Genomic DNA, 22,926 nt, shown 5'->3' with positions numbered 1-22,926 from the left:
CGTCCAAATAGAACACTCGTGATTATTTTGTTTTTCTTCTACCGGGTTTACTAGGCTACCTGTGTGTGATCTCCCGAAGATGGTTGACCTGCCACGGGAGGCGGAACTACCGGCATGAGCGCGTCGTCCGGGAATTCGTGAACTGTACGGTTATATTCCCAGACCCTCCGCAGTGCACAGAATTTATACCAGTTCTGTTCAAGAATCTTTGGATTTGCCTGATGGGGCACTACCTGCGTTTCGCCCAGTGCCACGCCCATCAGGATGGGGGCATCACCGTATTTCCAGGGTTCCCAGGTCCCCGCGACAGGGTCTACCAGCGATTCTTCGGCTTTGAGCCCAGCAACCAGCTGCATAACCACCTTGTCGTCAAGGGGTTTAACACGCCCTCGCCGGTCGGTGCCTTTAGTTTTATAGTCAATAATGCAGGTTCGTCCGGCAATCTGGGCGACAAGATCCAGCGTTCCGGCGTAACCTACGGAATTATTCCAGATAGTAATTTCTGCGGCGAGTGGTTGAGGGCGAAAAGCGTCCCACCATTCATCAAACCTATCCGCATAGGCTTGTTCCCCGTTGAGGATAAGCTGTTCCCGACGTTCTTCGACGTTGTGTTCCGCTCCCATGGCACGTAACGCAATATTCTCGGCGTAATTATGTACCCTGTCACCACGCTCGGCTGCAGCATCTCGGTACCGTTCGGATGCGGCCGCCGCGTCACGAATAATAGCGTACTTGAGCCCCGAGGATCCGGCAGCACGATAAGCTCTCTGGTCTTCGAGAGCAGCTTTTGCAGCCATATAACCGTGCCATCCGCTCATATCGGTAGCGTGCTGACCGATAACGGTCGTGATGGAAGGAACTAGCAGCTCTCCGCCGCGTTTACGGGAGTACATGCGGCCGTAATCGGTTGGATTTGCTAGTTCTGGTGCTGTCACCGAGTACCTTCTTGATCTGCGGATAGCGATTGGGGCTGTATACAAAAACCCCCGTTGTGGATGTACAAACGGGGGTGGCGCGTGCGTGATACTGGGTTCGAACCAGTGACCTCTTCGGTGTGAACGAAGCGCGCTACCACTGCGCCAATCACGCCTACAGGTAAACACTATACCGAGTGGGGAGATAGCGCGTCAAATATGGGTTGTTGCCCTTATTTGAGGCGTCAGAAGGGCATTTGGCGTCCTATATAAAAGCAACAAAAAATCCCCAGATCTCCGTGATCTGAGGATTATTCCTAGTGTGACCCCAACCGGATTTGAACCGGTGTTGCCGCCGTGAGAGGGCGGAGTACTAGGCCGCTATACGATGGGGCCATAGCATCAAGTGATGCTCGCTGGGGTACCAGGACTCGAACCTAGAATGACGGTACCAGAAACCGTTGTGTTGCCAATTACACCATACCCCACTATTTCATTATGTTGTTCCGGTAAAACCTCAACGATTTTCGCCGCAACGAGTAATAACTATACCGGTGCTTTGTTGCATCATGCAACTTCGTACCTTGAGATGGTCGTCACAAAAGTCTGCCCAAAATTTATACCCAGCCTCTAGAACCTCCGAATGCACGCCAGTCGGGTGAAGGCATCCAAGAGATGCCTTCACCCGACTCATACATGTTATTCAAGCAGCAATATAAACTTACCGGCTAAGCAACGATAGTCATCTCACCTGCTATGCGCTATTTTGCGGGTTCGGGCGCTGAAACCTTCACGGAATCAAAATTACCCATGTAACGCATCATATAGGCTGCCATAGCATCGCGCTTGACCGAGTCATGCGGACGGAACGTACTATCAGGCCAACCGGTGGAGAGCTTCGAGAACTGGAACCACGAAATTTCCTTGGCAAAGGGGTTTCCCGAAACATCCGTAAAGGTTGCTTTCTGCTGAACTTCCGGGGATCCTGCGGCACGATAGAAGAAGGCCGCCATAGCCTCGCGGTTTATTGAGTCTTCAGGACGGAAGGTACCGTCTTCCCAACCTGTCGTAATACCGGTTGCCTTCAGCCACGCAATTTCCTTATAGAAGGGGTAGGTTGTAGGAACATCACTGAAAGGAGATTCCGCGGGTGCCTCAAATTCGGGAGAACCCGCCAGGCGATATAGGTACGCTGCCATTGCTCCACGTTCGATGCTCTCCAAGGGGTGGAATCCGCCATCAGGATAACCGGTTGTAATGCTCTTCTCCCCGAGCTTGATGATGTCGTTCTCAAAGAGGTTACCGGCAATATCGTTATACGACACGTTGGTTAGAGCCCTGTTGTCGCCGCCTGTCAGAGGAAAGGGATAGCCCGCGAAAGTTTCCTGCTGCGGGGTGATCCGCTTAATCTCTACCCCTGGATTTTCCGCTGTTACATTCTCCGGGGTAACCATCATCTTGGTAATAGAATCAGCAGTTTCTTCTTTGGAAGTTAGCGTTCCCTGGGCGTAATCCATGCCGAAGGGAATGGTCGTATCGGGAGCAAAACCATCCTTATTAGCGATATAGACCTCACCATCAGCACCCAAGGTAATATCGTTGGCACCCTTAGATGCTGACTGCACTTCTCCAATAAGACGATCAGCGCGACCATCAATCACGCCAACCTTACCGGTAGCAAAATCCGTAACGTATACGAGGTCACGATCTTCATCGTTGACGAGCGAAAGTGCCTGCTTACCGAAAGGAATAGACTTCTTATATTCTCCAGTCTTGAGGTCATACACGGTTACCCCGGAATTACCCTTAGACTCGCCGCTTTGACGGTCATAACTTCCCTGCGCGGAAACGTAGATCTCCTGTTCAGAAACATCAATGGCAATATCGGAAGGAAGAACATCAACGCCTTCGACATCGGCGTGGGTCTGGATTTCCTGCAAAACCTTAAAAGTGCTCGTGTCAATCACATAGATTTTGCCGGTGGTGCGCTCGGGAACGTAGAGTTTACCATCATGAATGGTGGTATTCATACTGATATAGCGCTTACCTTCTTCATCTCCACCCACCTTGATCTTCTCAACCTTATGGGTCTTCAGATCAATGGCAGATACGAAGTAACGACCCGTCACAAATGCTTTGCCGGAGGCAGCATCCACCTTTACCTCGCGCGGATGCTCGATCCAACTTTCATCTCCCTCTTGAGCTCCGTAGTTGGTCCACAAGAGATTGAGATTATTCTGATCGTACACAGACACAGCGTTATCACGAGTATTCGTAACCCAAATGGTGCCATTCTCATCGTCAACATCAATACCAAAAGCACCCAAATTCTTATACCCAGCGTTGTATCCGGTACCGGCTCGGGTGATAGGTAAAGTGGCTATTGCTTCTATCTGGAGAGTCTTCTCATCCAGACGCGCAATAGTCGATACGGACATATCGCGGTTAGAGCCAGCAATGAAGATTTTGCCGTTCTTTGAATGGCGAATCTGATACTGCCCTGGAATCCCCTGCACCTGTTGAGCCTGAGCAGCAGTAATCTGCTGCGGGGCAGGAGACTCTACCGCAAAGGACGCGGGCACTGCAAAAGGTGCCCCCATGAGCGACATCGAAAGTGCCCCAACGGTAGCTGCATTGAAAGGCTTACGCTGAGCTTTAGTGAGCAAAAGAACCATATAAACTCCCTAAGAGAATGACGGACACTAAAAATTAGTTACCCTATAGTTAAAACTTAGGGTAGGAGTACCTAAGAAGGTGTACCCCCCTATATTCACGTCTTTACTCCCAAAAAGCAATAGAAATACCATCTATGACGTTTATTTTCTTAGAGACTTATCGTCATCAAAATCTTGGAACACGGCAGAATCCCCGAATTTTCACGGAAGATAAACCAACATTTACGGTTCCTTACGACATGCACACAAAAAGCCCTGAAGATTACTTCAGGGCTTTCGCAGAGCGGTTGACGAGACTTGAACTCGCGACATCCACCTTGGCAAGGTGGTGCTCTACCAACTGAGCTACAACCGCAATATTCTGTTTTCACAAAATAACGAGTCGGAATCTTTCATTCCGACGCGCTCACAGATAAATACTATACTGTACCGTTTGATGGCCCGCAACTCTTACACGCATAAATCTTTTCTTGACATTCTCCAGCTCACTATTTTCCCCATGTCTACAGCACGTTGACTAGGGCTTATAGGCATGAGAGCAAGCACGTATATTTTCTATATGATGCCCTTTACAGAAGCTTAGAGCACGCCAATACGCTACAGGATGTTCACGAGTTTGAGGATTCCTGCCGACGATGATGCTGATGTCCCAGGTGATGCGCGTGCTCAGCAGAAGAGTCAACGGCTGCATCCGCGATGGATTCCGCATGCGAATTACGTTCGGATCCCGTACCAATCCCAGTGCGGCGTTCCCCTTCGCTGGGCGTTACGCCATCCTCAGTCATCTCATCTACCATGCGGATCAAGAACGACTTCGCATAAATAATGCCAAACCCAAAGAGAAGCGCGGCCAGAACCCAAATGACGAAGGTTACCCAGTCCCAGTGACCGCCCAACCAAACCTTTACGCCTATGTAAACTGCCAATGCTACGGCAGACATGATGGCGGCGAATGTTACATCGCGTCGAGTCATGCTTTATCCTCCTCACCAATTTCCCGCCGCTCTTGGGCGTTTTCTATGGGTTTGTCCCCCACCAGGGCTTCGCCTCCCGGCTGGTGGCCGCCTACTTCGCGTTCACGTGCAATCTGTTCATCATCAAACTTAGCTTCATGATACGCCGCGAAATACGCTAAGGCGCTGGCTAACACAATTATCACAATGGTCCAGATAGATCTCACTGCATCCGCAATAGTGGCAATAAGCAATACAATTGATGCATTCGCAAATGCCATCACGGTTCCTTTGCGCAAAGCACGCACAATATATTTATTATGGTTCACCTTCACCTCCCACGATGCACGACCGTATAACCAGCATAAGCCGAGAGCCATACATTCCTCTAGCGCACAATGTGTAGGCTTATATCTGCATCCGACTCTTGCGCGCAGAAAAACCCGGTGGCTCGCGCAAACTCGTGAACCACCGGGTTACCCTCAGAAAAGATGCAGCTATGCGTTCGGGCTACGCCCCGAGCTCAGCAGCCAAAGCCCGCACACGGTTGAGAGAAGATTCCTTCCCCAGAATCTCCATGGATTCAAAGAGCGGGGGCGAAATACGCTCACCCGAAACGGCGATACGCACCGGCCCGAATGCCAAACGCGGTTTGATCTCAAGCCCCTCCACGATAGCGGAGCGCAGGGCAGATTCGATACTTGCCGCATCCCAGACTTCGAGGGGTTCAAGTGCCTCTAAAGCGGCAGCAAGAACCTGAGGGGCAGATTCTTTAAGCTGTTTACGGGCGTCATCAGCAACCGTGATCTCTTCATCAGCTTTGAAGAGGAATGCCAGAAGCTTCGGGGCTTCACCCAAGAGCTGCATACGTTCCTGTACCAAGGGAGCAGCCTCTGTCAGAATCTGCTCTTCGCGTGCTGAAAGTTCCTCACCAACAACACCAGCGGCCTGCAGATAGGGCACCAGGCGGTTTCGGAAATCGTCCGCCTCCAAACGACGAATATGATCGCCGTTAATAGCTTCTGCCTTCTTGACGTCAAAACGTGCTGGATTGCCTACCACATCGTGAATGTCGAAGTGAGCCACTAGGTCATCGACTGAGAAAACGTCCTGATCTGCGGATAGTGACCAGCCCAGCAGAGACAGGTAGTTCAGCAGACCTTCCTTGATAAAACCGGCATCGCGCAGCAGGAAGAGATTCGATTCGGGATCGCGCTTCGACAGTTTCTTATTCCCCTGCCCCATCACATAGGGAAGATGCCCAAACTCGGGGATAAATGTGGTAACGCCCGTATCAATCAGTGCCCGGTACAGTGCAATTTGGCGCGGAGTTGAAGACAATAGATCTTCGCCGCGAAGCACGTGGGTTACGCCCATCAAAGCATCGTCCACAGGGTTCACGAAAGTATACAGGGGGTCACCGCTAGAACGCACTACGACGTAGTCCGGGACAGACCCGGCTTTGAAGGTAATCTCACCACGCACAAGGTCGTTGAACGTAATATCCTCATCGGGCATACGCAAACGCCATACGGGCTTACGACCTTCGGCGCGGAAAGCCTCTTTCTGCTCGTCACTCAGGTGACGATCGTAGTTATCGTAGCCGAGCTGAGGATCCTGCCCCGCTGCTTTACGGCGTTCCCGCACCTCATCGGGGGTCGAGAAATCCTCATAGACATACCCGCCCTCAATGAGCTTCTCGAAAACCTTCTGGTAAATGTCCTCACGTTTACGTTCAGACTGACGATACGGTTCATGGGGGCCACCTACGCCCACGCCTTCGTCCCAGTTAATGCCCAGCCAGTGCAGACTGTCGAGCACTTGGTTGAACGATTCTTCCGAATCGCGTGCCGCATCGGTATCCTCAATACGGAAAATGAGCTTACCGCCGGTATGGCGCGCATAAGCCCAGTTAAACAGGGCTGTACGTACCATGCCCACGTGCGGGGTTCCGGTCGGTGAAGGGCAAAAGCGTACGCGAGTTTCGCGTGGATCGTGCAGATTAGGACCGGGATATTCGGTCATAGTAAGTTTTCTCCTGAACTTGTGTATCTCAAAATCATGCTGCTGTGCGTTCTATAGCGCTGAGGAATCTATGTTTAGCACTCTCAGCCTAAACTGGGCTCTAACTGCGGATGCGGGTTACCAGGGCCCCAATGCCTTCGACCTCAACCTCGACCTCATGACCATCACGAAGGACGCTGGTACCCGCCGGGGTTCCGGTCAAGATAATATCTCCTGGAAGAAGCGTAAAGATCTCAGATGCAGCGGACACGAGCTCCGCCACCGAGTAGTGCATATCAGAGGTATTGCCTTCCTGCACCACGTCACCATCAACCCAGCTCGTGATATTCAGCGAGTCGGTATCAAGCTCCGTTTCGATCCAGGGCCCCAGTGGGGTTGAGCCGTCAAAGCTTTTCGCACGAGTCCACTGCGTGTCCGTCTCCATAACGTCACGTGCCGTCAGATCGTTGGCTACGGTGTACCCAAAAACGACCTCATGCACACGTTCCAGCGGAACCGACTTTGCAATACGACCGATAATAACCGCCAGCTCGCCTTCAACGCTGACCGCCTCAGAATACTCGGGGAGAGTCACTGGATCACCAGGGCCGACCACCGTCGTATTTGGCTTGATGAAGAACTGTGGGGCAGCAGGAGCCGGGGTACCCGCCCAATTAGCAAGAGCACCAATCACTTTGGAGCGTGGAATGATGGGGGCAAGCAGGCGAACGTCCTCAAGCTGATAAGTCTTCGAGGTGGTTTCAACACCGGAGTAAAACGGATCGCCCGCGAGAACATGCAAAACTTCGCTGCCGTCCGCTCCTTCAACCACACCATAATGAAGCTCGTTATCTACGGTAAATCGTGCAATACGCATACCTTCTAGAGTACCAGTCATTCATACCCCTCTCGATACGCAAAAAGTGACTTTCCGATTGAAAAGTAGAGCTTATCGTCGGAAAGTCACTCTTTGCACGTTTCATGGATGCGCCCGGCGCAGTAACCGGGGGTTATTAGACGAGGCGGGTCAGCCAGCCATGACGGTCCTCTACCGTACCGGTCTGAATGCCCACGAGCTCTTCACGCAGGCTCTTGGAAATCTCTCCAAATCCTTCGGAAGCCGCAGGAATCTCAAAATCAGCAGCCTTGAGCTTTCCAATAGGGGCAATGACCGCTGCGGTACCGCAGGCACACACCTCTGTAATATCGCCGGATGCCACACCGTCACGCCACTCGCTGAGGGTGATGGGGCGTTCCTCAACGGTTATTCCGCGATCCTTCGCCAGCTGCAAAATTGAGGAACGGGTAACGCCCTCTAGAATAGTTCCGGTAAGTTCGGGGGTTACCAACTTATTCTCTTTACCGTAGATGAAGAATACGTTCATGCCGCCCAGCTCTTCAAGAGCATCGTTGCGGTGCGGGTCTTTGAAAATCACCTGTTTACAGCCGTTTTCTTCACCTTCAAGCTGGGCGATCATGGCGGCAGCATAGTTACCGCCGCATTTTGCGGTGCCAGTACCGCCTTCACCAGCGCGGGCGTACTTCGTGGACAGCCAGATGTCCACCGGCTCGGGGGTGCCGAAGTAGTTGCCAGCAGGCGACCCAATCACGTGATACTCCACGTGACGAGCAGGGCGAACCCCCAGATATGCCTCGGTCGCAATCATAAACGGACGGAAATAGAACGCTTCTCCCTCACCGCTGGGAACCCATTTTTCATCTACCTGCACCAGCTGTTTTAGGGATTCGATGAAGGTCTCTTCAGGGAGCTGAGGCAGCGCCATACGATATGCTGAGCGGTTTAGGCGCGCCGCATTCTTCTCGGGTCGGAATGTCCACACTGACCCATCCGAATGACGGTAGCCTTTAATACCCTCGAAGATTTCCTGGCCATAGTGAAAAACCGCAGCGGCGGGATCTAAGCTGAGCGGACCGTAGGCATGCACCCGCGCGTTCGACCATTCACCGCCGGTTTTATAATCACCGTTCCAGTCGATGCTGACCATATGATCCGTAAAATAGTCGCCAAATCCGGGGTCGGCAAGAATCTCGGCTCGGCGTTCGTCACTCGCGGGGGCGGGGTTCTTTTCACGGCTAAATTCAAGTGCCATGGTGTAATCCTATTCTGTCAATTCTCTCTGCCAATAGCATCGGCGGTGCGAACCTCAAGGTGGGAGGCAGAAGCGGCATCGCTTACGAAGCTCATCAGTGCGGCTTGTGACCACGCCAGCGGACGACGGGGCGGATGTGCCCGTTGCACATGTTTTAGAGTACCTGATGAATAGGCACAACGCACACGCAACCCACCGCCGCCCATATCGTGAAAATCGAAGGCGGGGCGTAAGCTATCTCAGCCCTAGCTAGCCTAGGAACCCTAAGACATCGTTACCAACTTCGTCGGTGCCTCGGGTGCGGGCGCCGTTGGCGCGCATATCGGCCTCGACCGCATCCTCAATATGAACCGCCGTCGACTCATAGCCTAGGTGCCGCAGAAGCATTGCTCCCGCGAGGATTGCGGCGGTTGGGTTTGCTTTGTTCTGCCCCGCGATGTCGGGGGCTGAACCATGCACGGGCTCAAACATTGAAGGGAACTCCCCTACCGCGTTGATATTGCCTGAGGCCGCGTAGCCAATACCTCCGGTCACTGCACCCGCCTGATCGGTCAGGATGTCGCCAAACAGGTTATCGGTTACGATCACGTCGAAACGTGAGGGATCGGTGGTCATGAAAATTGTTGCCGCATCAACATGCAGGTAATCGGTTTGCACTTCGGGAAATTCGCGCCCGATCTCTTCGAAAAGACGGGTGTACAAACGACCAGCGTGTACGAGCACATTTGTTTTGTGGATGAGGGTCAGCTTCTTACGGCGGGACTGTGCCAATTTGAAGGCGTACCGGATTAGCCGACGAACACCGTGCGCGGTATTGATGGATACTTCGGTTGCGATTTCGGCATCGGTACCGCCGCGAATAGTTCCTCCATTACCCACGTAGGGTCCTTCGGTACCTTCGCGTACCACCACGAAGTCGATCTCTCCGGGGTTCCTCAGCGGCGACACTGCCCCTGGGTACAGCCGTGCGGGACGCAGGTTAATGTAATGGTCAAATGAGAAGCGCAGCTTCAAAAGCATTTCACGTTCGATCAGCCCTGAGGGGATCTTGCCGCTGCGCGGATCGGCACCAATAGCGCCGAAAAGAATCGCATCGTGCTGTTTGAGAGACTCCATCGTACTCTCGGGCAGGGTCTCGCCGGTTTTAAGCCAGTGCTCGGCGCCAAGTTTATAGTCGGTGGAATCTACGCGAATAGAATCAAGCTCGCAGGCGCGTTGAAGCACACGCTGCGCCTCGGTAATAATTTCAGGCCCGATGCCGTCGCCAGCGATCACGGCAAGGTTGATAGAACGTTCAGTAGTCATACCTCTACCCTACTGCTGGCACGAACAATTGCGCAGATTTTAGGCCATGATTCTCAGAGTATGGGCATATATATTCCCGCATAATCTCGCAGTTTTGAGAGGTCTTATTCCAGATTTTACAGCCTCATGACCTACACGAGTACGTACAGAATTCATCCTTCCGAGTGATTACCTGTTTTGAGGGCGAACGTTACACTTAACCCATGGATCTAACGAGCCGAATCAACAACTACATAGATAGGAACTACCGCTGGTTTAATATCACGGTAGTTGCTTTCATGCAGATGTTTGTTCTGCTCATAGCTCTTGCAATGTCCTATAAGGATAGCGGCATTACTTTTTTCATTGCATGCATCAATACGACCGCCCTTTATTTTCGGTACCGGCATCCTTATGGGTCAATCTGGTTTGTTCTCGTCTCCACCGCTCTCACTCTATTTATTCCGGATGTTTTGCCCGTTCATCTGTATTTTCCGGTAGGCGTAGCGGCTTATCATATCGGCAGGCACTGGAAGAAGAAGCTGCGGGTCCGCATGTTTATTGCGGGCTGGATTGGTGCCTTTGCGGTAGGGACCCAGCTTTTCATCATGCTGCTTCCGCGGGTCGAACAATTTGCCGCTATTATAAGCTCGATTATCATCACAACCTTATGCGGTGCGATTTATTCCGTGCTCTGGTTTATCGGTGATTCAAGGCGTACCCGCATTATTCGCCAGGATGAGCTTCGAGAGCGAGCGATGCGCCTCGAATTTGAGCAAGAACAGGAACGGCGTCTTGCGGCACAGGATGAACGCACCCGCATCGCCCGCGAAATGCACGATATTGTGGCACATTCACTTTCCAGCATCATTACGCAGGCTGACGGCGCCAGGTATGCCGCAGCCGCGATACGGACCACGACGACTCAGCCCGCCGAAGCGACTAACCTTCAGGAACATGACGCTTCTATCGCGGAACAGACGCTTGAAACTATTGCGGTCACCGCACGCGATTCTCTCACGCAGATGCGTTCCCTCCTGGGGGTTCTTCGTACCGATGAAGACACCATGTACGCTCCAGCGCCTACAATTCACGAAATTCCCGCTCTGGTTGCGCAGGCTCGCAGGTCGGGAGTTAATATCGACTTCGCTGGTATTACCGGTACCATAAGTGGCGCCCTCCCTCAGGGAGCTGATCTAGCGGCATATCGTGTAATCCAGGAAGCGCTCACCAATATCGTTAAACACGCCCGCGATGCTGAGATCGTTACTCTCTCGGCTGCGTGGAAACGAGATGGCCTGTATTTGGACGTGTACAACAGCGCTCCGGCTCATCACAATAGCTCGGATGCTCCATATTCCTTCGTGCCGGGCAGCGGTAACGGTCTCTTGGGCATGCGCGAGCGCATCACAATGTATGACGGAACCCTGCATTACGGCCCGGATCTGCAGGGTGGTTTTAGCGTGAAGGCTTGGCTGCCGTACCGCGAAACGTAACGGAAACCCAGTATTGTAAAAAATGACAGAACATTTTGAAGGAAATCCTATGAACGAACAGATTACCGTGATGCTGGTTGATGACCAGCAGCTTGTACGCGGCGGTTTGAAGATGCTTATCAATTCTCAGCCCGATCTGCAGGTTGTTCTCGAAGCTGATGACGGCGCAGCGGCGGTTGATAGCTATGCTCGTATGGCTGAAGAAGGTACTGCCCCTCAGGTGGTTCTTATGGATGTTCGTATGCCTATTATGGACGGGCTGGAGGCTGCAAAAAGCATTCTAGAGCTCAACGTTCCTGATTCCAGGGTTATTATGCTGACTACCTTCGACGTCGACGAATATGTCTATGCGGCGGTACGTGCCGGGGCAAGCGGTTTTTTGCTGAAAGATGCGCCTCCCGAAGAACTTCTGGGGGCTATTCGAACAATACATCGCGGTGATGCGGTGATCGCCCCTTCCGCTACACGCCGCCTGCTGGAACATATGATTCCGGTGTTGGAGGTTCATTCGGAACAGGATTCTGGCAGTGTTGCCCCCACTTCTCAGGAGGAGCCGCAGCTTCTGCACCAGGAACTCATGCAGACTCTTTCTCCGCGTGAACATGAGGTACTTCGTCTGATTGCGCAGGGTCTTTCCAATGTGGAGATCAGCCGTGCGCTCGTGCTGTCAGAGGCCACCATTAAGACCCACGTCTCGCATGTTCTGTCAAAACTTGATGCCCGCGATAGGGTTCAGGCCGTGATTATGGCGTATGAGGCTGGGATCGTTTCGTAGGCTCCTTGTCTACATCTACCGTTGAGGACAGAACCTGTGAAAAGGCTGAAAAATCATTCTTGAGAATGATGAATATCTGTCAAGCCAACATTTACGGTTATACAGTAGACCGATATTTATGATGTAGTACGCCACAGGATTTTTTACACATGATCTCCTCTCTGCTCTCGCTGATATATGCAAATCTGCGCGCATCTTGGCGTAAATATATTTTGACGGGACTGGGCATTGCGGTTGCAGCTTTTTTCCTGAGTGCCGTGCTTCTTCTCAATACAATCATTTCCGCCACATATGTGGCACACTACGGCAATCAGGTACGTAACAGCGATGCGGTTGTTGCTACCAACATCTCGGGGCAAGCCAAGGAGAACTCGTCGGGCGCTCTCTCGGTTGAGGAAGTTGAAGATATCCGTAATAGCCCCCAGGTGGCTGGTATCCGGGAAGACTCAGTAGTTTCAGCTATGTATCATGACGCGCCGGGCGACCCTGTGCCCTATGCGATTTCTCAAGCTCCCACTGACCCGGATTTGTTTCCTTATCAGATACAGGGGCGAATGCCACAGAATGATCATGAAATTCTGCTCCCAGAGTCGCTTCGTGAGTCTTTACATCTCAATATAGGCGATAAATTTCACGGCATTGACCCGGTCGCAACAATAAAGCTGCCCACTCCCACATCCATTACAAATTTTGAGGGCGGCACACTATCTTTAGAAGATTCCTTGCCCACCAAGGAATATACGATCACTGGTACTTTCCATTCTCCACCCCTGGGATCTGAAGATTCAATAACAGTTTTTGCCGGTGGCACTATGCTGACAACGACATCTAAAATTGCTCATCGCGAGCATAAAACAAATATTGTTCATGATGCGCATATAGTTGCAGTCAAGCTTCGTGAGGGTGTTTCGGTTGAAGATTTTAAGCGGGAATTTACCGCGCACCACGACAATCATGGGCGTGTAGTACCAGCGCATGAATATGCCCACAAATTAGAACCGGACATAGGTTTTGCCAATGATCTGCTCACCGCAGCCCTTTTAGGTCTGGCAGCGTTAGCCCTCATGGTCTCTGCTTTTGTTATCACCAATACATTCAGCGTGTTGCTTTCTCAGCGCACCCGCGAACTCGCTCTGCTGCGTACTTTAGGAGCCAGCCGCCCCAATCTTCTCACTATAGTGCTGGCAGAATCTACGGTTTTGGGAGTTCTCGCAGCTTCTTTAGGTATTACACTTGCCTACGCTCTTTGGGTGGTTATCACGTCGTGGGCCGCTCATACATTGGTTTTCACTTTTTCTCTGGTCCCTTTGGGAGTTACTCTGCCAGTGTGTGTTGCCGTCACCTGGATCGCCGCTCTTAAACCCGCCTATGCAGCATCAAAAGTATCGCCTGTGCAAGGGCTTCGTGATGGCGTAGTACAGCAGGTTTCTACCTACGGTAAGCATCAGGGGGTTATCGCCCTGTTATTGCTTGTGGCGGGTATTGTGGCGTATGCAGTCTTCATGAGTAAATCCTCTGAGCACGTGCCTGATGGCATGGAGGGAACCCATAGTGTTCAAGTGCTTGTTGTGGGTATTATTGCTGCTGCTCTCTTATGCTTTGCTATTTTGACGGCAGCCCATAAAATACTTTCACCGCTTGTGAAGTTCTGGTCCTCTCTGATAGCGCGTACCCTAACGGGGTCTCTATCGCGTGTAAAAATGCATTGCGTTCTCCGGCACGTATGGTATCGACCGGGCGAGCCCTCCTGGTAGGAATGATGCTTATAGCTATGGTGCTTACAGGTTATGTGACCCTTAAGGCATCTGTCACAGGCTTTATACAGCAGACAGAACGTCCGGCAGCGGTTCTAACGTTTAATGACTCCAAGGATACGGAGGATAGCTCCTCTACTGCACACAATTCCCAGAATTCTGAATCCACTGCAGAACGGTATATGCACCAGGCACAGGATGCGCAACGCAGGATCCAAGAACTGCCATCCGTACAGTCTGAAGCGTTTGTACAATATGCGGGAAACCTCACCTGCGATGATGATTCTCATACTCTCACAACTTCAGATGGGCCGGTGAATGAAGCAGGCAGTAATCCCAGCGCTGCAGCTGGCGCTCCTGACCATACTGATCCTCCCGATGCCTATGCGGTTTTGCCTCAGGATATTGACGTAGTATTGCCTGGTACCTCCGAAACGATATTGCAGGGTGATGTGGTGGTTCTGCCTCGCTCAGAACAACATGCCTTGCAAGGGCATAAGCCACCTAGTTTTACACTTCACGGTCCACGTGGAGACCTACGGCTTACTGCGGTGTACTCGCAAACTGATGACCATACCCCCTATATCTCACGTGAGACCGCCGCCAAGGTACAGGATCTTGATCATCCCCAGCTTCTTGAAGGTACTTCTTCTACTGGAGAGTCCTATGTGGTAGTGCGCGCCAAACAGGGGCTGAGTTCTGATGAAAGTACAGAATTACGGAATGATCTAACGGATATTGCCCGTACAACACACGGATTATATCTCGCGGGCATTCTAGAGACGCGTGCTGTTGTCGAAATTTCCCTTATCGTTATCATGTATACCATCCTGGCTATTATTGCTCTTATGGTGCTGATTTCGGTGTTAGGGGTAAGTAATACCTTGATGCTCTCAGCTCATGAACGAAGCCGCGAAAATGCGCTCCTCCGCACTCTAGGGCTTTCGCGTCAGCAATTACGTTCCGCCATCATGATGGAAGCTATTCTTATCACGCTCTCAGCGCTGCTGGTTGCTCTCATCGGCGGCACGCTTGCCGGGTTTATCCTGACACGCGCTATCACGCCACAGAACATTGAGATCATCTACCGAATTCCCCTGACGGAATACTGTATAGCATTCTTCGGCGCTTTAGGAATTGCTGTCTTAGCTTCGTGGGTTCCCTCCGTACGCGCCTCAAAAGTCTCACCAGTTCAGGCGCTTCGAGAAGACTGAGTCTGTGCAGATTCTATGCAGCATATAAAAATTACTACCTGTACCAAGTATTTAATAGAACACATTCCTAACTTATATATTATTCTCGCATACATTCCTGAGAAAGTAGTCTAATTATAATATTGCCTGTACTTTCACTAACTTTACCTTGAAAATAGTTACGGTTATTTTAGAGACAGAACTCCAGAAATCACCCAAAAGTATGATAAAACCTCCCACAGGTTTTCATTCTAGTTTGGGATAATTGGTGTTATGACTACTACATTAGATACTTCTGTTAAACCAGCTGTTACCGCCCAAAACCTGAGCAAGACTTACGGCACAGGTGAGGCGACGGTACATGCCCTCAATAACGTAACAGTTTCTTTCGAACAGGGTAAATTTACCGCTATTATGGGGCCTTCCGGCTCCGGTAAATCTACCCTTATGCAGACTTTGGCAACCCTAGATACCCCGGATGTTAACCCCAACACCAGCATCAAAATTGCCGATACCGAGCTATACGGTCGGCGAGATAAAGAGTTAACCGAGTTTCGTCGCGAACATATCGGCTTTATTTTCCAGGCTTTCAACCTGGTACCAACCCTCACCGCCGGACAGAATATTGACTTGCCGCTCGGCTTGGCCGGCAAAAAGCCTGATCCTATTTGGCGCGATTATCTGGTGGAAACTTTGGGTCTAACAAAGCGGCTCAGCCACCGTCCCGAACAGCTCTCCGGTGGTCAGCAACAACGCGTCGCCATCGTACGCGCACTACTCTCCCGCCCGGACGTCGTCTTCGCCGACGAGCCCACCGGCAACCTCGATTCAAACTCTGGCACCGAAGTACTCAAGCTCCTGCGAACCGCAGCAAACGAGCATCAGCAAACCATCCTCATGGTGACCCACGATGCACACGCAGCATCCTACGCAGACCGCGTAGTCTTCCTCAAAGACGGTGCCATAGCTGGCGAAATGCTCAAACCCACCCACGATGCTGTTCTAAACGCCATGGGACAGTTGGAAGGTGAATAACATTGGCTACAACGCTTAATACGGTGGGGCGCGCTAATTTACGCGCGTCTAAAGGAAAATATATTCTTACTGGAATCGGTATCGCAATTTCTTCATTTTTTATTGCTGCCGTTATTGTATTAGTCAGCTCTTTGCAGGGAACTCTAAATGCATCGGTAAATGGCATTCTTTCCAAAGCAGATAACGTTGTTGTCTCTTCCTATGCGCGCGATAACTCTAACACTGAAGCAAATATCTATCTGGATGAAGAGAGCATCAAAAATATTCAGAATGATGATTCAGTCGATCAGTCGTGGATTGTCTACCAGGGCCGGGGTAAGTTTGGTCCCGATAAAACTCAAGTTTCTTATACCCAAGCGCCTAACAGTGCAGATCTTTTTCCCTTCGACTTTGAAGGTAAATTGCCGACCTCAGACACCGAGCTGATGGTCTCGAAAGATTTTGCACAAAAGCATAATCTTCAACTTAATTCTAAGGTCAGTTCCCCTGATATAGTCGCGTCGATCTCTGACCCAAATACAGGAACTACGCGCGAGTACACCATCACCGGTATTTTTGATGTCGGATTCTCAGGCTCCGATACGAATAACGCTATGTTTATTGGCGGAACTTCCTATGGGGAGGCAGCTAACAAGGCACTCAAAAATGCTGGGGGTGCTTCTTCTGCAAACTACGCCGTTCCCGGTGCCAGCATGGCATACGTCAAGTTCAAAGGAACGGACGACGCCGCTGCTCGCGCAGAGCTGCAGAAGAAACTCAACACGGGTGACAAAAAAACTGAGCCTTCTGTTATGTCCGGTCCTGAGTACATGGAGGTTGTGAAGAAACAGCTCTCCACGATATTCACGTTCCTCGGTGTCATCTTAGGCGCCTTTGCCGCATTAGCACTGTTGGTTTCTTCGTTCGTTATCTCGAATACCTTTGCGGTTCTCGTGGGACAGCGCATCCGCGAACTGGCGTTGTTACGTACTCTAGGAGCACAGGGCTCATCCTTGGTGCGTATGCTTGTGGTTGAATCGCTTGTTGTGGGCGTCATTTTCTCCACTATCGGCGCGGTTCTCGTGTATCCGATCGCGGCATTGCTGAGTGCGCTATCCAATAATAGTTTCATGGTTTCTTACGATCCGATGGCTTTTGTTGTCGGTGTTGTACTGTGCACCTTGGTCACGGTTATTGCCTCGCTCGCTCCGGCACGTACCGCTTTGAAGATTTCTCCCATCAGCGCGATGGGCGAAACTACGGCTCAGGCGGTCAAGAAGCCGAACATCGCAGGCCTTATTGCGGGTCTTGTTATCGGTGCTGGCGGCGGTGCACTCATGATCGTTGCGTTCAACACCATCACGCAGAATAACGATAGCTCAAATGCAGGAACCTCTGTTCTTCTCGTTATGATTGCCGCGCTTCTGCTGGGCATTGCGGTCTTTATGCTGACCCCGTGGCTTCTTCTGCCCCTTGTTCGTGTCCTGGGCTCAGTCTTCCGCAACCAGACCGGAAAATTGGCGGTAGCAAATGCACTGCGTTCCCCGAAACGTACCGTTTCGACCGGGCGTGCGGTCCTGGTAGGCGCACTTGTCGTCACTACAGTACTGACCGGATATTCCATCATGACATCCACCGTGGCGAACGCGATGGATAAGCTATACCCGATCTCTGCGGCAGCCACCTACGGTACCGGACCTACAGCAGGATCTGAGAGCGTCAATAAGGCGCGCTCTGTCGCTGATAAAGTTCACGGTTTGGAAAACGTCGATAGTGTTGCTGTGGCTTCTGCAGCGGGTACCGTTGATTTCACGGTTCCTCCGAAAGACGGTGGTGAAGCACAGAATCGCACCGAGAATCTGGTAGCACTCAGCCACGACGATCTCACAAAGGTCATTCCGACTGAAGGGTCACATCAGCTCGAAGATGATACCGTGCTTGTCTCGGCTGCCCTTTATGATAATGCCCACTTCAATGACTCCACTCGCCTTAAAGCACGTGGTCCCTTGGGGACGGTAGAGTTAAAACCCATCAAGTCTACCAGCAGCAATATGTCGCTATATATTGTGAATCCCACGACCGGTGCCAAGCTGCAGAACGCCTCAGATCCAAAGCCTCTGCTGGATTCATCACAGGCTCCTGAAAACACTCAAGTTCCTGCAGAAGCTGCCCCAGATGCTGGGGAGCAGAGTTCTGCTGCATCATCGACAAGTGGGGCTACCGGTGCCCAGACTATGGTGCTCGTTCACGCCAAGTCACCGCTTTCCTCAAGTGCAAACTCGACTCTTCAGGAACAGCTCACCAAGGCTAATGACGGTAACGAATTCACCGGTGGTTTGCAGGGACGCCAGCAATTTGATCAGATTATGATGATCATGCTGATCTTCACATTAGTTCTTCTTGCCCTGGCCGTAGTCATCTCGATTATCGGTGTAGCCAATACGATGACTTTGTCGGTGAACGAGCGTCGCCGCGAGAATGCGATGCTTCGCTCACTGGGTCTCTCCCGCAAACAGCTGCGTCACATGATTTCAGCCGAGGCAATTCTGATTACCTTAGGAGCCGTGATCCTAGGCATCCTCGCGGGTGTTGGAATTGGTATTGCCGCCGCTAAAGTTGTGATTGCAGGTACCAGTTCTTCTACTGAAGTCGTCATTGATCTTCCTTACCTTGGATTGTTCTTTGTTCTGCTGGTAGGTCTGGTATCGGCGTTCGTTGCCTCGATATTACCAGCGGCCCGATCGGCCCGTCTCTCCCCTGTGGAGGGCATGCGAGGCTAGTCGATTGGCGAAATAACCTGCATCGAAAAGGGCGAACTCCCCATATTAGGGAGTTTGCCCTTTTTATGTGGTTCGCGCTCCCGAGTTATTTTTACGTGTAGAAGTCCCGGATATAAAACTTAGAAAACCCACTTTTATAGATCTAAATAGTCTATATATTCTTACTTTCTAGGGATCAAAATACCGTCCATAATTATTGCATAGACTCTAAATTTTTTATTTTAATTATTTTTCTTCTTCGTGGGTATTTTCATCCTTACGGAGGCTTGCTTTTTTCAATCCCTAGTATTTCTCATCCAAAAGTATGAGTGCCATTTATTTTGCCTTCAAGAATTTCAGCTCAAAGGATGACAAATGTCAGGGGATATATTTTTGCAATCTTGAAACAATTAAATCATGAGCACATCAACAATTCCCGCATACGAACCTGCGGTAGCAACACGTAATCTGTCCAAGACCTACGGCACGGGCGAAGCCATCGTTCATGCCCTTAACAATGTGAACATCGACTTCGAGTACGGCAAGTTCACCGCCATCATGGGGCCTTCCGGCTCTGGTAAATCAACCCTTATGCAAACTCTCGCCACGCTCGATACTCCAGATCGTAATCCAGAGACGACTATTCGCATCGGCGATACCGACCTCTACGGACAAAAAGACAATCAGCTTACCGAATTCCGCCGTGAGCATGTCGGGTTCATTTTCCAGGCATTCAACCTAGTTCCAACCCTCACCGCCGGGCAGAACATCGATTTGCCGCTCGGCTTGGCCGGTAAAAAGCCCGATTCGGTGTGGCGCGACTACCTTGTTCAAACCCTCGGGCTGCAAAAACGTCTGGATCACCGCCCCGAACAACTCTCCGGCGGTCAGCAGCAACGCGTTGCTATTGTGCGTGCGTTGCTCTCCCGTCCGGACGTCGTCTTCGCTGACGAGCCCACCGGCAATCTCGATTCAAACTCCGGAGCTGAGGTCCTGCGGCTTCTCCGGGATGCAGCAACCGAGCACCAACAGACCATCCTCATGGTCACCCACGATGCACACGCAGCATCCTACGCAGACCGCGTGGTCTTCCTCAAAGACGGCATGATTGCTGGCGAAATGCTTAATCCCACCCACGACGCGGTGCTTCAGGCTATGGGTCAGTTGGAAGGTGAATAACATTGGCTGCAACACTTAATACGGTGGCGCGGGCAAATATCCGCTCCTCCAAGAAGAAATACATTCTCACAGGTATTGGTATCGCCATTTCATCATTCTTCATCTCGGCGGTGCTGATGCTTACCGCATCGCTTCAGGCCACGATGGATGCGACTATCGGCGATGTCTACGCTAACTCCGAGAACATGGTTGTCTCTGCGGGTGTCATGGACCAGGATAATCAGAACTCAACCGCTAAGTTCCCGATGTCCAATGACACGGTTAAGAAGATTCAGGAATCTCCAGAGGTTAGCTCATCCTGGATTCTATACACTTTTTCCGGCACCTACGGAGCCGATAAGGAGAAGGTAGCATACGGTTCTGCGCCACCGTCAGAGGACCTTTCACCCTTTGATATTGAGGGGAATCTCCCGTCCACAGACACCGAACTCCTGGTCGCTAAGAGCTTCGCCGAGAAACACAACCTGAAAATTGGCGATAAGGTAACCATGCCCAATATCGTCACCTCAGCCACCGATAAGGATAGCGCGAAAGACACCGAGTACACCCTCACAGCTACCTTTAACACCGGTATCTCAGATTCACAGATGAGCGACAACGTTTTTATTGGTGGCACCGGTCTTGCGGATACCGCGCGTCAGCTTGCAGAGGAAGAGGGCGGGATCGTCTCAGACCCCGCTAAACCCATGGCGCCTCAGGCGTTCATTAAGCTCAAGAACAATACCCAGGACTCGCGTGACGCTCTGCAGAAAGAACTGAACACCGGTGATAAAAACACCACCCCCAAGGTGCTCTCTAACACGCAGATGATAGATCACCTTAAGAAACAGTTCTCAACGCTCTTCAACTCGCTGAATACCATTCTTATCGCCTTCGCAATTCTGGCTCTGTTGGTTTCTTCGTTCGTCATTTCGAACACCTTCGCGGTGCTGGTGGGGCAGCGCGTACGCGAACTCGCCCTGCTGCGTACTCTCGGTGCCCGCGGTGGTTCGCTGGTGCGGATGCTCCTCATAGAATCACTAATAATTGGGGTCTTCTTCTCAGTCATCGGTTCAGGACTGGTATACGCGGTCGGTGGCATTCTAAACGCGATGTTCAGCTCGTTCATCGTCAATTTCTCCCCCACGGCGTTTATTGCAGGAGTACTCATGTGCACCGCTGTGACCGTACTCGCTTCACTTATACCGGCGCGCACCGCACTGAGTATTTCCCCTATTAGTGCCATGAGCGCAAGCACAAGCCAGGCGGTCAAGAAACCTAGCGTTTTAGGAGGAATCTTCGGTGTTCTCTCCGCTCTTGCAGGCGTTATTATCGCTATCGCGGCTATAGGGAATAAAGACGGCGGATCCGCTATCTCTTCCGTACTGCTGGCATGCCTCTTCCTCGGCATAGCAGTCTTTCTTCTCACCCCGTGGGTTCTCATCCCTCTGGTTCGTTTTTTTGGCGTAGCTCTGCGCGGGCAAACGGGTAAACTGGCGTTAGCAAATTCCTTGCGCTCACCCAAACGCACGGTTTCCACTGGGCGAGCCGTGCTGGTAGGAACCTTGGTTATTTCCGCTGTTCTCACCAGCCACTCAGTGATGAGCGCCTCCATTGCCCAAGAGATTGATAGGATATCGCCGATTTCGGCATACGCTCCTTTCGGTGAATCTACCGCAACTAACGGCAGCGCAAGCGTGACAAAGGCTCACGAAGTTGCTGATAAGATCAGGGGCACGAAGAATGTTGAGGCTGTCAGCGTCGGTTCGGCTGCGGGCGTTATCGAATACACAGCAAAGCCCGATAACGCAGACTCCGCCAATCTCAAAGACAATGTAATCGCACTTAGCAACGATGATCTGCACAAGGTAGCAACCGGAGAATCAGGTACCAATGTGAAGAATGATGAGGTACTTGTTCCCCAGGATATTTGGGATCTGGGTAAGTTCGATAACAACACTCGTCTTAAGGTCAGCGGCCCTCTTGGCGAGATTGAGCTCAAGCCCGTCAAGGCAAACACTAAGGAACCGTTCTTCGTGGTATCACCGGAAACCGGTGCCCAGGTTCAGAATGCATCTGATCCGCAGGCCGCTAGTAATCAGGCATTGCCAGACGATCCCGCCGCCCAAGAAGCGCTCATGAAAGCGGCTCAGGAAAACCCCGCCTTGGCGCGTAGTTTCGCAGCACGCGGTACAGCAACCATGGTTCTGGTGCGGGCAAGCACTCCACTGTCATCAAGCGATAATACCGAACTTCAAGGGGAGCTTGCCAAGGCAAACAACGGAACCGATTTTCAAGGTGGTCTTCAGATTCGCAAGAATAATGACCAAATGCTGAATATTATGCTCAGTGGTGCCTTGATCCTGCTGGCACTGGCTATTGTGATCGCCATTATCGGTGTGGCGAATACTATGACCCTATCGGTGAACGAACGTCGCAGGGAGAATGCGATGCTCCGCTCGCTGGGCCTGTCCCGCAAGCAGCTGCGGCGTATGGTTTCGACCGAGGCTGTCATGATTACTCTCGGCGCGTTGGCGATGGGTATCGTTTCGGGTGTGGGTATAGGCCTTGTACTTTCTCAAGTACTGGTACACGCTACTCGCGAGTCCATGGCTATGGCAGTAGTTCTACCTGTCAGCGGTCTGGTTCTCGTGCTCATCGTGGGTATCATCGCTGCGTTCGCGGCATCAGCTATCCCAGCCTTCCGGTCGGCGCGACGGTCCCCGGTAGAAGGGCTGAGTTCCCACTAATCAGGTAGGCTAGATCCTGCAACGGGTGAGGGCTCCCGCTGTTTTAGACAATACCGGGAGCCCTCACTATCAAAAATATCCCGGAA

17 protein-coding genes and 4 tRNA genes are annotated in these 22,926 nt (G+C 51.6%); 8 read left to right on the top strand and 13 right to left on the bottom strand.

The genetic code is table 11. From position 1 onward, the window contains the following. Positions 1-50 precede the first annotated feature (50 nt). The 13 genes from HMPREF3016_RS08535 to HMPREF3016_RS08480 all read right to left on the bottom strand — a co-directional run bounded on the left by HMPREF3016_RS08535 (position 51) and on the right by HMPREF3016_RS08480 (position 9,962). Positions 51-935 carry a cytochrome gene (locus tag HMPREF3016_RS08535; RefSeq protein WP_070741662.1) on the bottom strand — a complete coding sequence of 295 codons (885 nt, stop codon included), beginning with the start codon at positions 933-935 and terminating at the stop codon, positions 51-53. 82 nt (positions 936-1,017) lie between these two features. Next, positions 1,018-1,089 (bottom strand) — tRNA-Val (locus HMPREF3016_RS08530). A gap of 148 nt (positions 1,090-1,237) precedes the next feature. Beyond that, positions 1,238-1,310, bottom strand: a tRNA-Glu gene (locus tag HMPREF3016_RS08525). A gap of 20 nt (positions 1,311-1,330) precedes the next feature. After that, positions 1,331-1,402: transfer RNA gene (locus HMPREF3016_RS08520), tRNA-Gln, on the bottom strand. 273 nt (positions 1,403-1,675) lie between these two features. Beyond that, on the bottom strand, positions 1,676-3,589 hold the full coding sequence (locus HMPREF3016_RS08515; RefSeq protein ID WP_070741660.1) for an S-layer homology domain-containing protein: 1,914 nt from the start codon (positions 3,587-3,589) through the stop codon (positions 1,676-1,678). A gap of 282 nt (positions 3,590-3,871) precedes the next feature. Next, positions 3,872-3,944, bottom strand: a tRNA-Gly gene (locus tag HMPREF3016_RS08510). Between the two features lie 253 nt (positions 3,945-4,197). Then, complete coding sequence (locus HMPREF3016_RS08505; RefSeq protein ID WP_048753216.1) at positions 4,198-4,563, bottom strand: membrane protein; 366 nt, start codon at positions 4,561-4,563, stop codon at positions 4,198-4,200. Further along, positions 4,560-4,922 carry a hypothetical protein gene (locus HMPREF3016_RS08500; RefSeq protein WP_070741657.1) on the bottom strand — a complete coding sequence of 121 codons (363 nt, stop codon included), beginning with the start codon at positions 4,920-4,922 and terminating at the stop codon, positions 4,560-4,562. Before HMPREF3016_RS08500 ends, HMPREF3016_RS08505 begins: the two co-directional genes overlap by 4 nt. 130 nt (positions 4,923-5,052) lie before the next feature. After that, a complete protein-coding gene (gltX, locus tag HMPREF3016_RS08495; RefSeq protein ID WP_048753214.1) occupies positions 5,053-6,567 on the bottom strand; it encodes a glutamate--tRNA ligase in 1,515 nt (504 codons plus the stop codon). 100 nt (positions 6,568-6,667) lie between these two features. Then, positions 6,668-7,423, bottom strand: a complete 756-nt coding sequence (locus tag HMPREF3016_RS08490) for a fumarylacetoacetate hydrolase family protein (RefSeq protein WP_070742049.1) — start codon at positions 7,421-7,423, stop codon at positions 6,668-6,670. A gap of 136 nt (positions 7,424-7,559) precedes the next feature. Next, positions 7,560-8,657 (bottom strand): branched-chain amino acid aminotransferase, encoded by a 1,098-nt coding sequence (locus tag HMPREF3016_RS08485; protein WP_070741654.1) that lies wholly within the window; start codon positions 8,655-8,657, stop codon positions 7,560-7,562. 17 nt (positions 8,658-8,674) lie between these two features. After that, complete coding sequence (locus tag HMPREF3016_RS11425) at positions 8,675-8,806, bottom strand: hypothetical protein (RefSeq protein WP_256370673.1); 132 nt, start codon at positions 8,804-8,806, stop codon at positions 8,675-8,677. A gap of 100 nt (positions 8,807-8,906) precedes the next feature. Further along, on the bottom strand, positions 8,907-9,962 hold the full coding sequence (locus HMPREF3016_RS08480) for a 3-isopropylmalate dehydrogenase (RefSeq protein ID WP_070741651.1): 1,056 nt from the start codon (positions 9,960-9,962) through the stop codon (positions 8,907-8,909). A 203-nt stretch (positions 9,963-10,165) separates the two neighbouring features. On the opposite strand from HMPREF3016_RS08480, the gene HMPREF3016_RS08475 reads away from it, so the two are divergent. The 8 genes from HMPREF3016_RS08475 to HMPREF3016_RS08445 all read left to right on the top strand — a co-directional run bounded on the left by HMPREF3016_RS08475 (position 10,166) and on the right by HMPREF3016_RS08445 (position 22,840). Next, complete coding sequence (locus HMPREF3016_RS08475) at positions 10,166-11,437, top strand: sensor histidine kinase (RefSeq protein ID WP_070448534.1); 1,272 nt, start codon at positions 10,166-10,168, stop codon at positions 11,435-11,437. Between the two features lie 49 nt (positions 11,438-11,486). After that, positions 11,487-12,212 (top strand): response regulator, encoded by a 726-nt coding sequence (locus tag HMPREF3016_RS08470; protein ID WP_083297310.1) that lies wholly within the window; start codon positions 11,487-11,489, stop codon positions 12,210-12,212. A 149-nt stretch (positions 12,213-12,361) separates the two neighbouring features. After that, positions 12,362-13,966, top strand: a complete 1,605-nt coding sequence (locus HMPREF3016_RS11365; RefSeq protein ID WP_246822549.1) for an ABC transporter permease — start codon at positions 12,362-12,364, stop codon at positions 13,964-13,966. 17 nt (positions 13,967-13,983) lie between these two features. After that, positions 13,984-15,180: an ABC transporter permease gene (locus HMPREF3016_RS11360; protein WP_246822550.1), complete on the top strand. Its 1,197-nt coding sequence runs from the start codon at positions 13,984-13,986 to the stop codon at positions 15,178-15,180. Positions 15,181-15,432: 252 nt separating this feature from the next. Further along, the gene (locus HMPREF3016_RS08460; protein WP_070448536.1) at positions 15,433-16,194 is read left to right on the top strand and encodes an ABC transporter ATP-binding protein; all 762 of its coding nucleotides are present in this window, start codon (positions 15,433-15,435) and stop codon (positions 16,192-16,194) included. Between the two features lie 2 nt (positions 16,195-16,196). After that, positions 16,197-18,953, top strand: coding sequence for an ABC transporter permease (locus HMPREF3016_RS08455; RefSeq protein WP_070448537.1), 2,757 nt, complete (start codon positions 16,197-16,199; stop codon positions 18,951-18,953). Positions 18,954-19,349: 396 nt separating this feature from the next. Continuing rightward, a complete protein-coding gene (locus HMPREF3016_RS08450) occupies positions 19,350-20,111 on the top strand; it encodes an ABC transporter ATP-binding protein (protein WP_070741648.1) in 762 nt (253 codons plus the stop codon). 2 nt (positions 20,112-20,113) lie between these two features. Next, the gene (locus HMPREF3016_RS08445) at positions 20,114-22,840 is read left to right on the top strand and encodes an FtsX-like permease family protein (protein WP_070741645.1); all 2,727 of its coding nucleotides are present in this window, start codon (positions 20,114-20,116) and stop codon (positions 22,838-22,840) included. Positions 22,841-22,926 lie beyond the last annotated feature (86 nt).

It is taken from the genome of Rothia sp. HMSC065D02, assembly GCF_001815285.1.
Classification (GTDB): domain Bacteria; phylum Actinomycetota; class Actinomycetes; order Actinomycetales; family Micrococcaceae; genus Rothia; species Rothia dentocariosa.
This window is presented reverse-complemented; position numbering and strand designations above follow the sequence as displayed.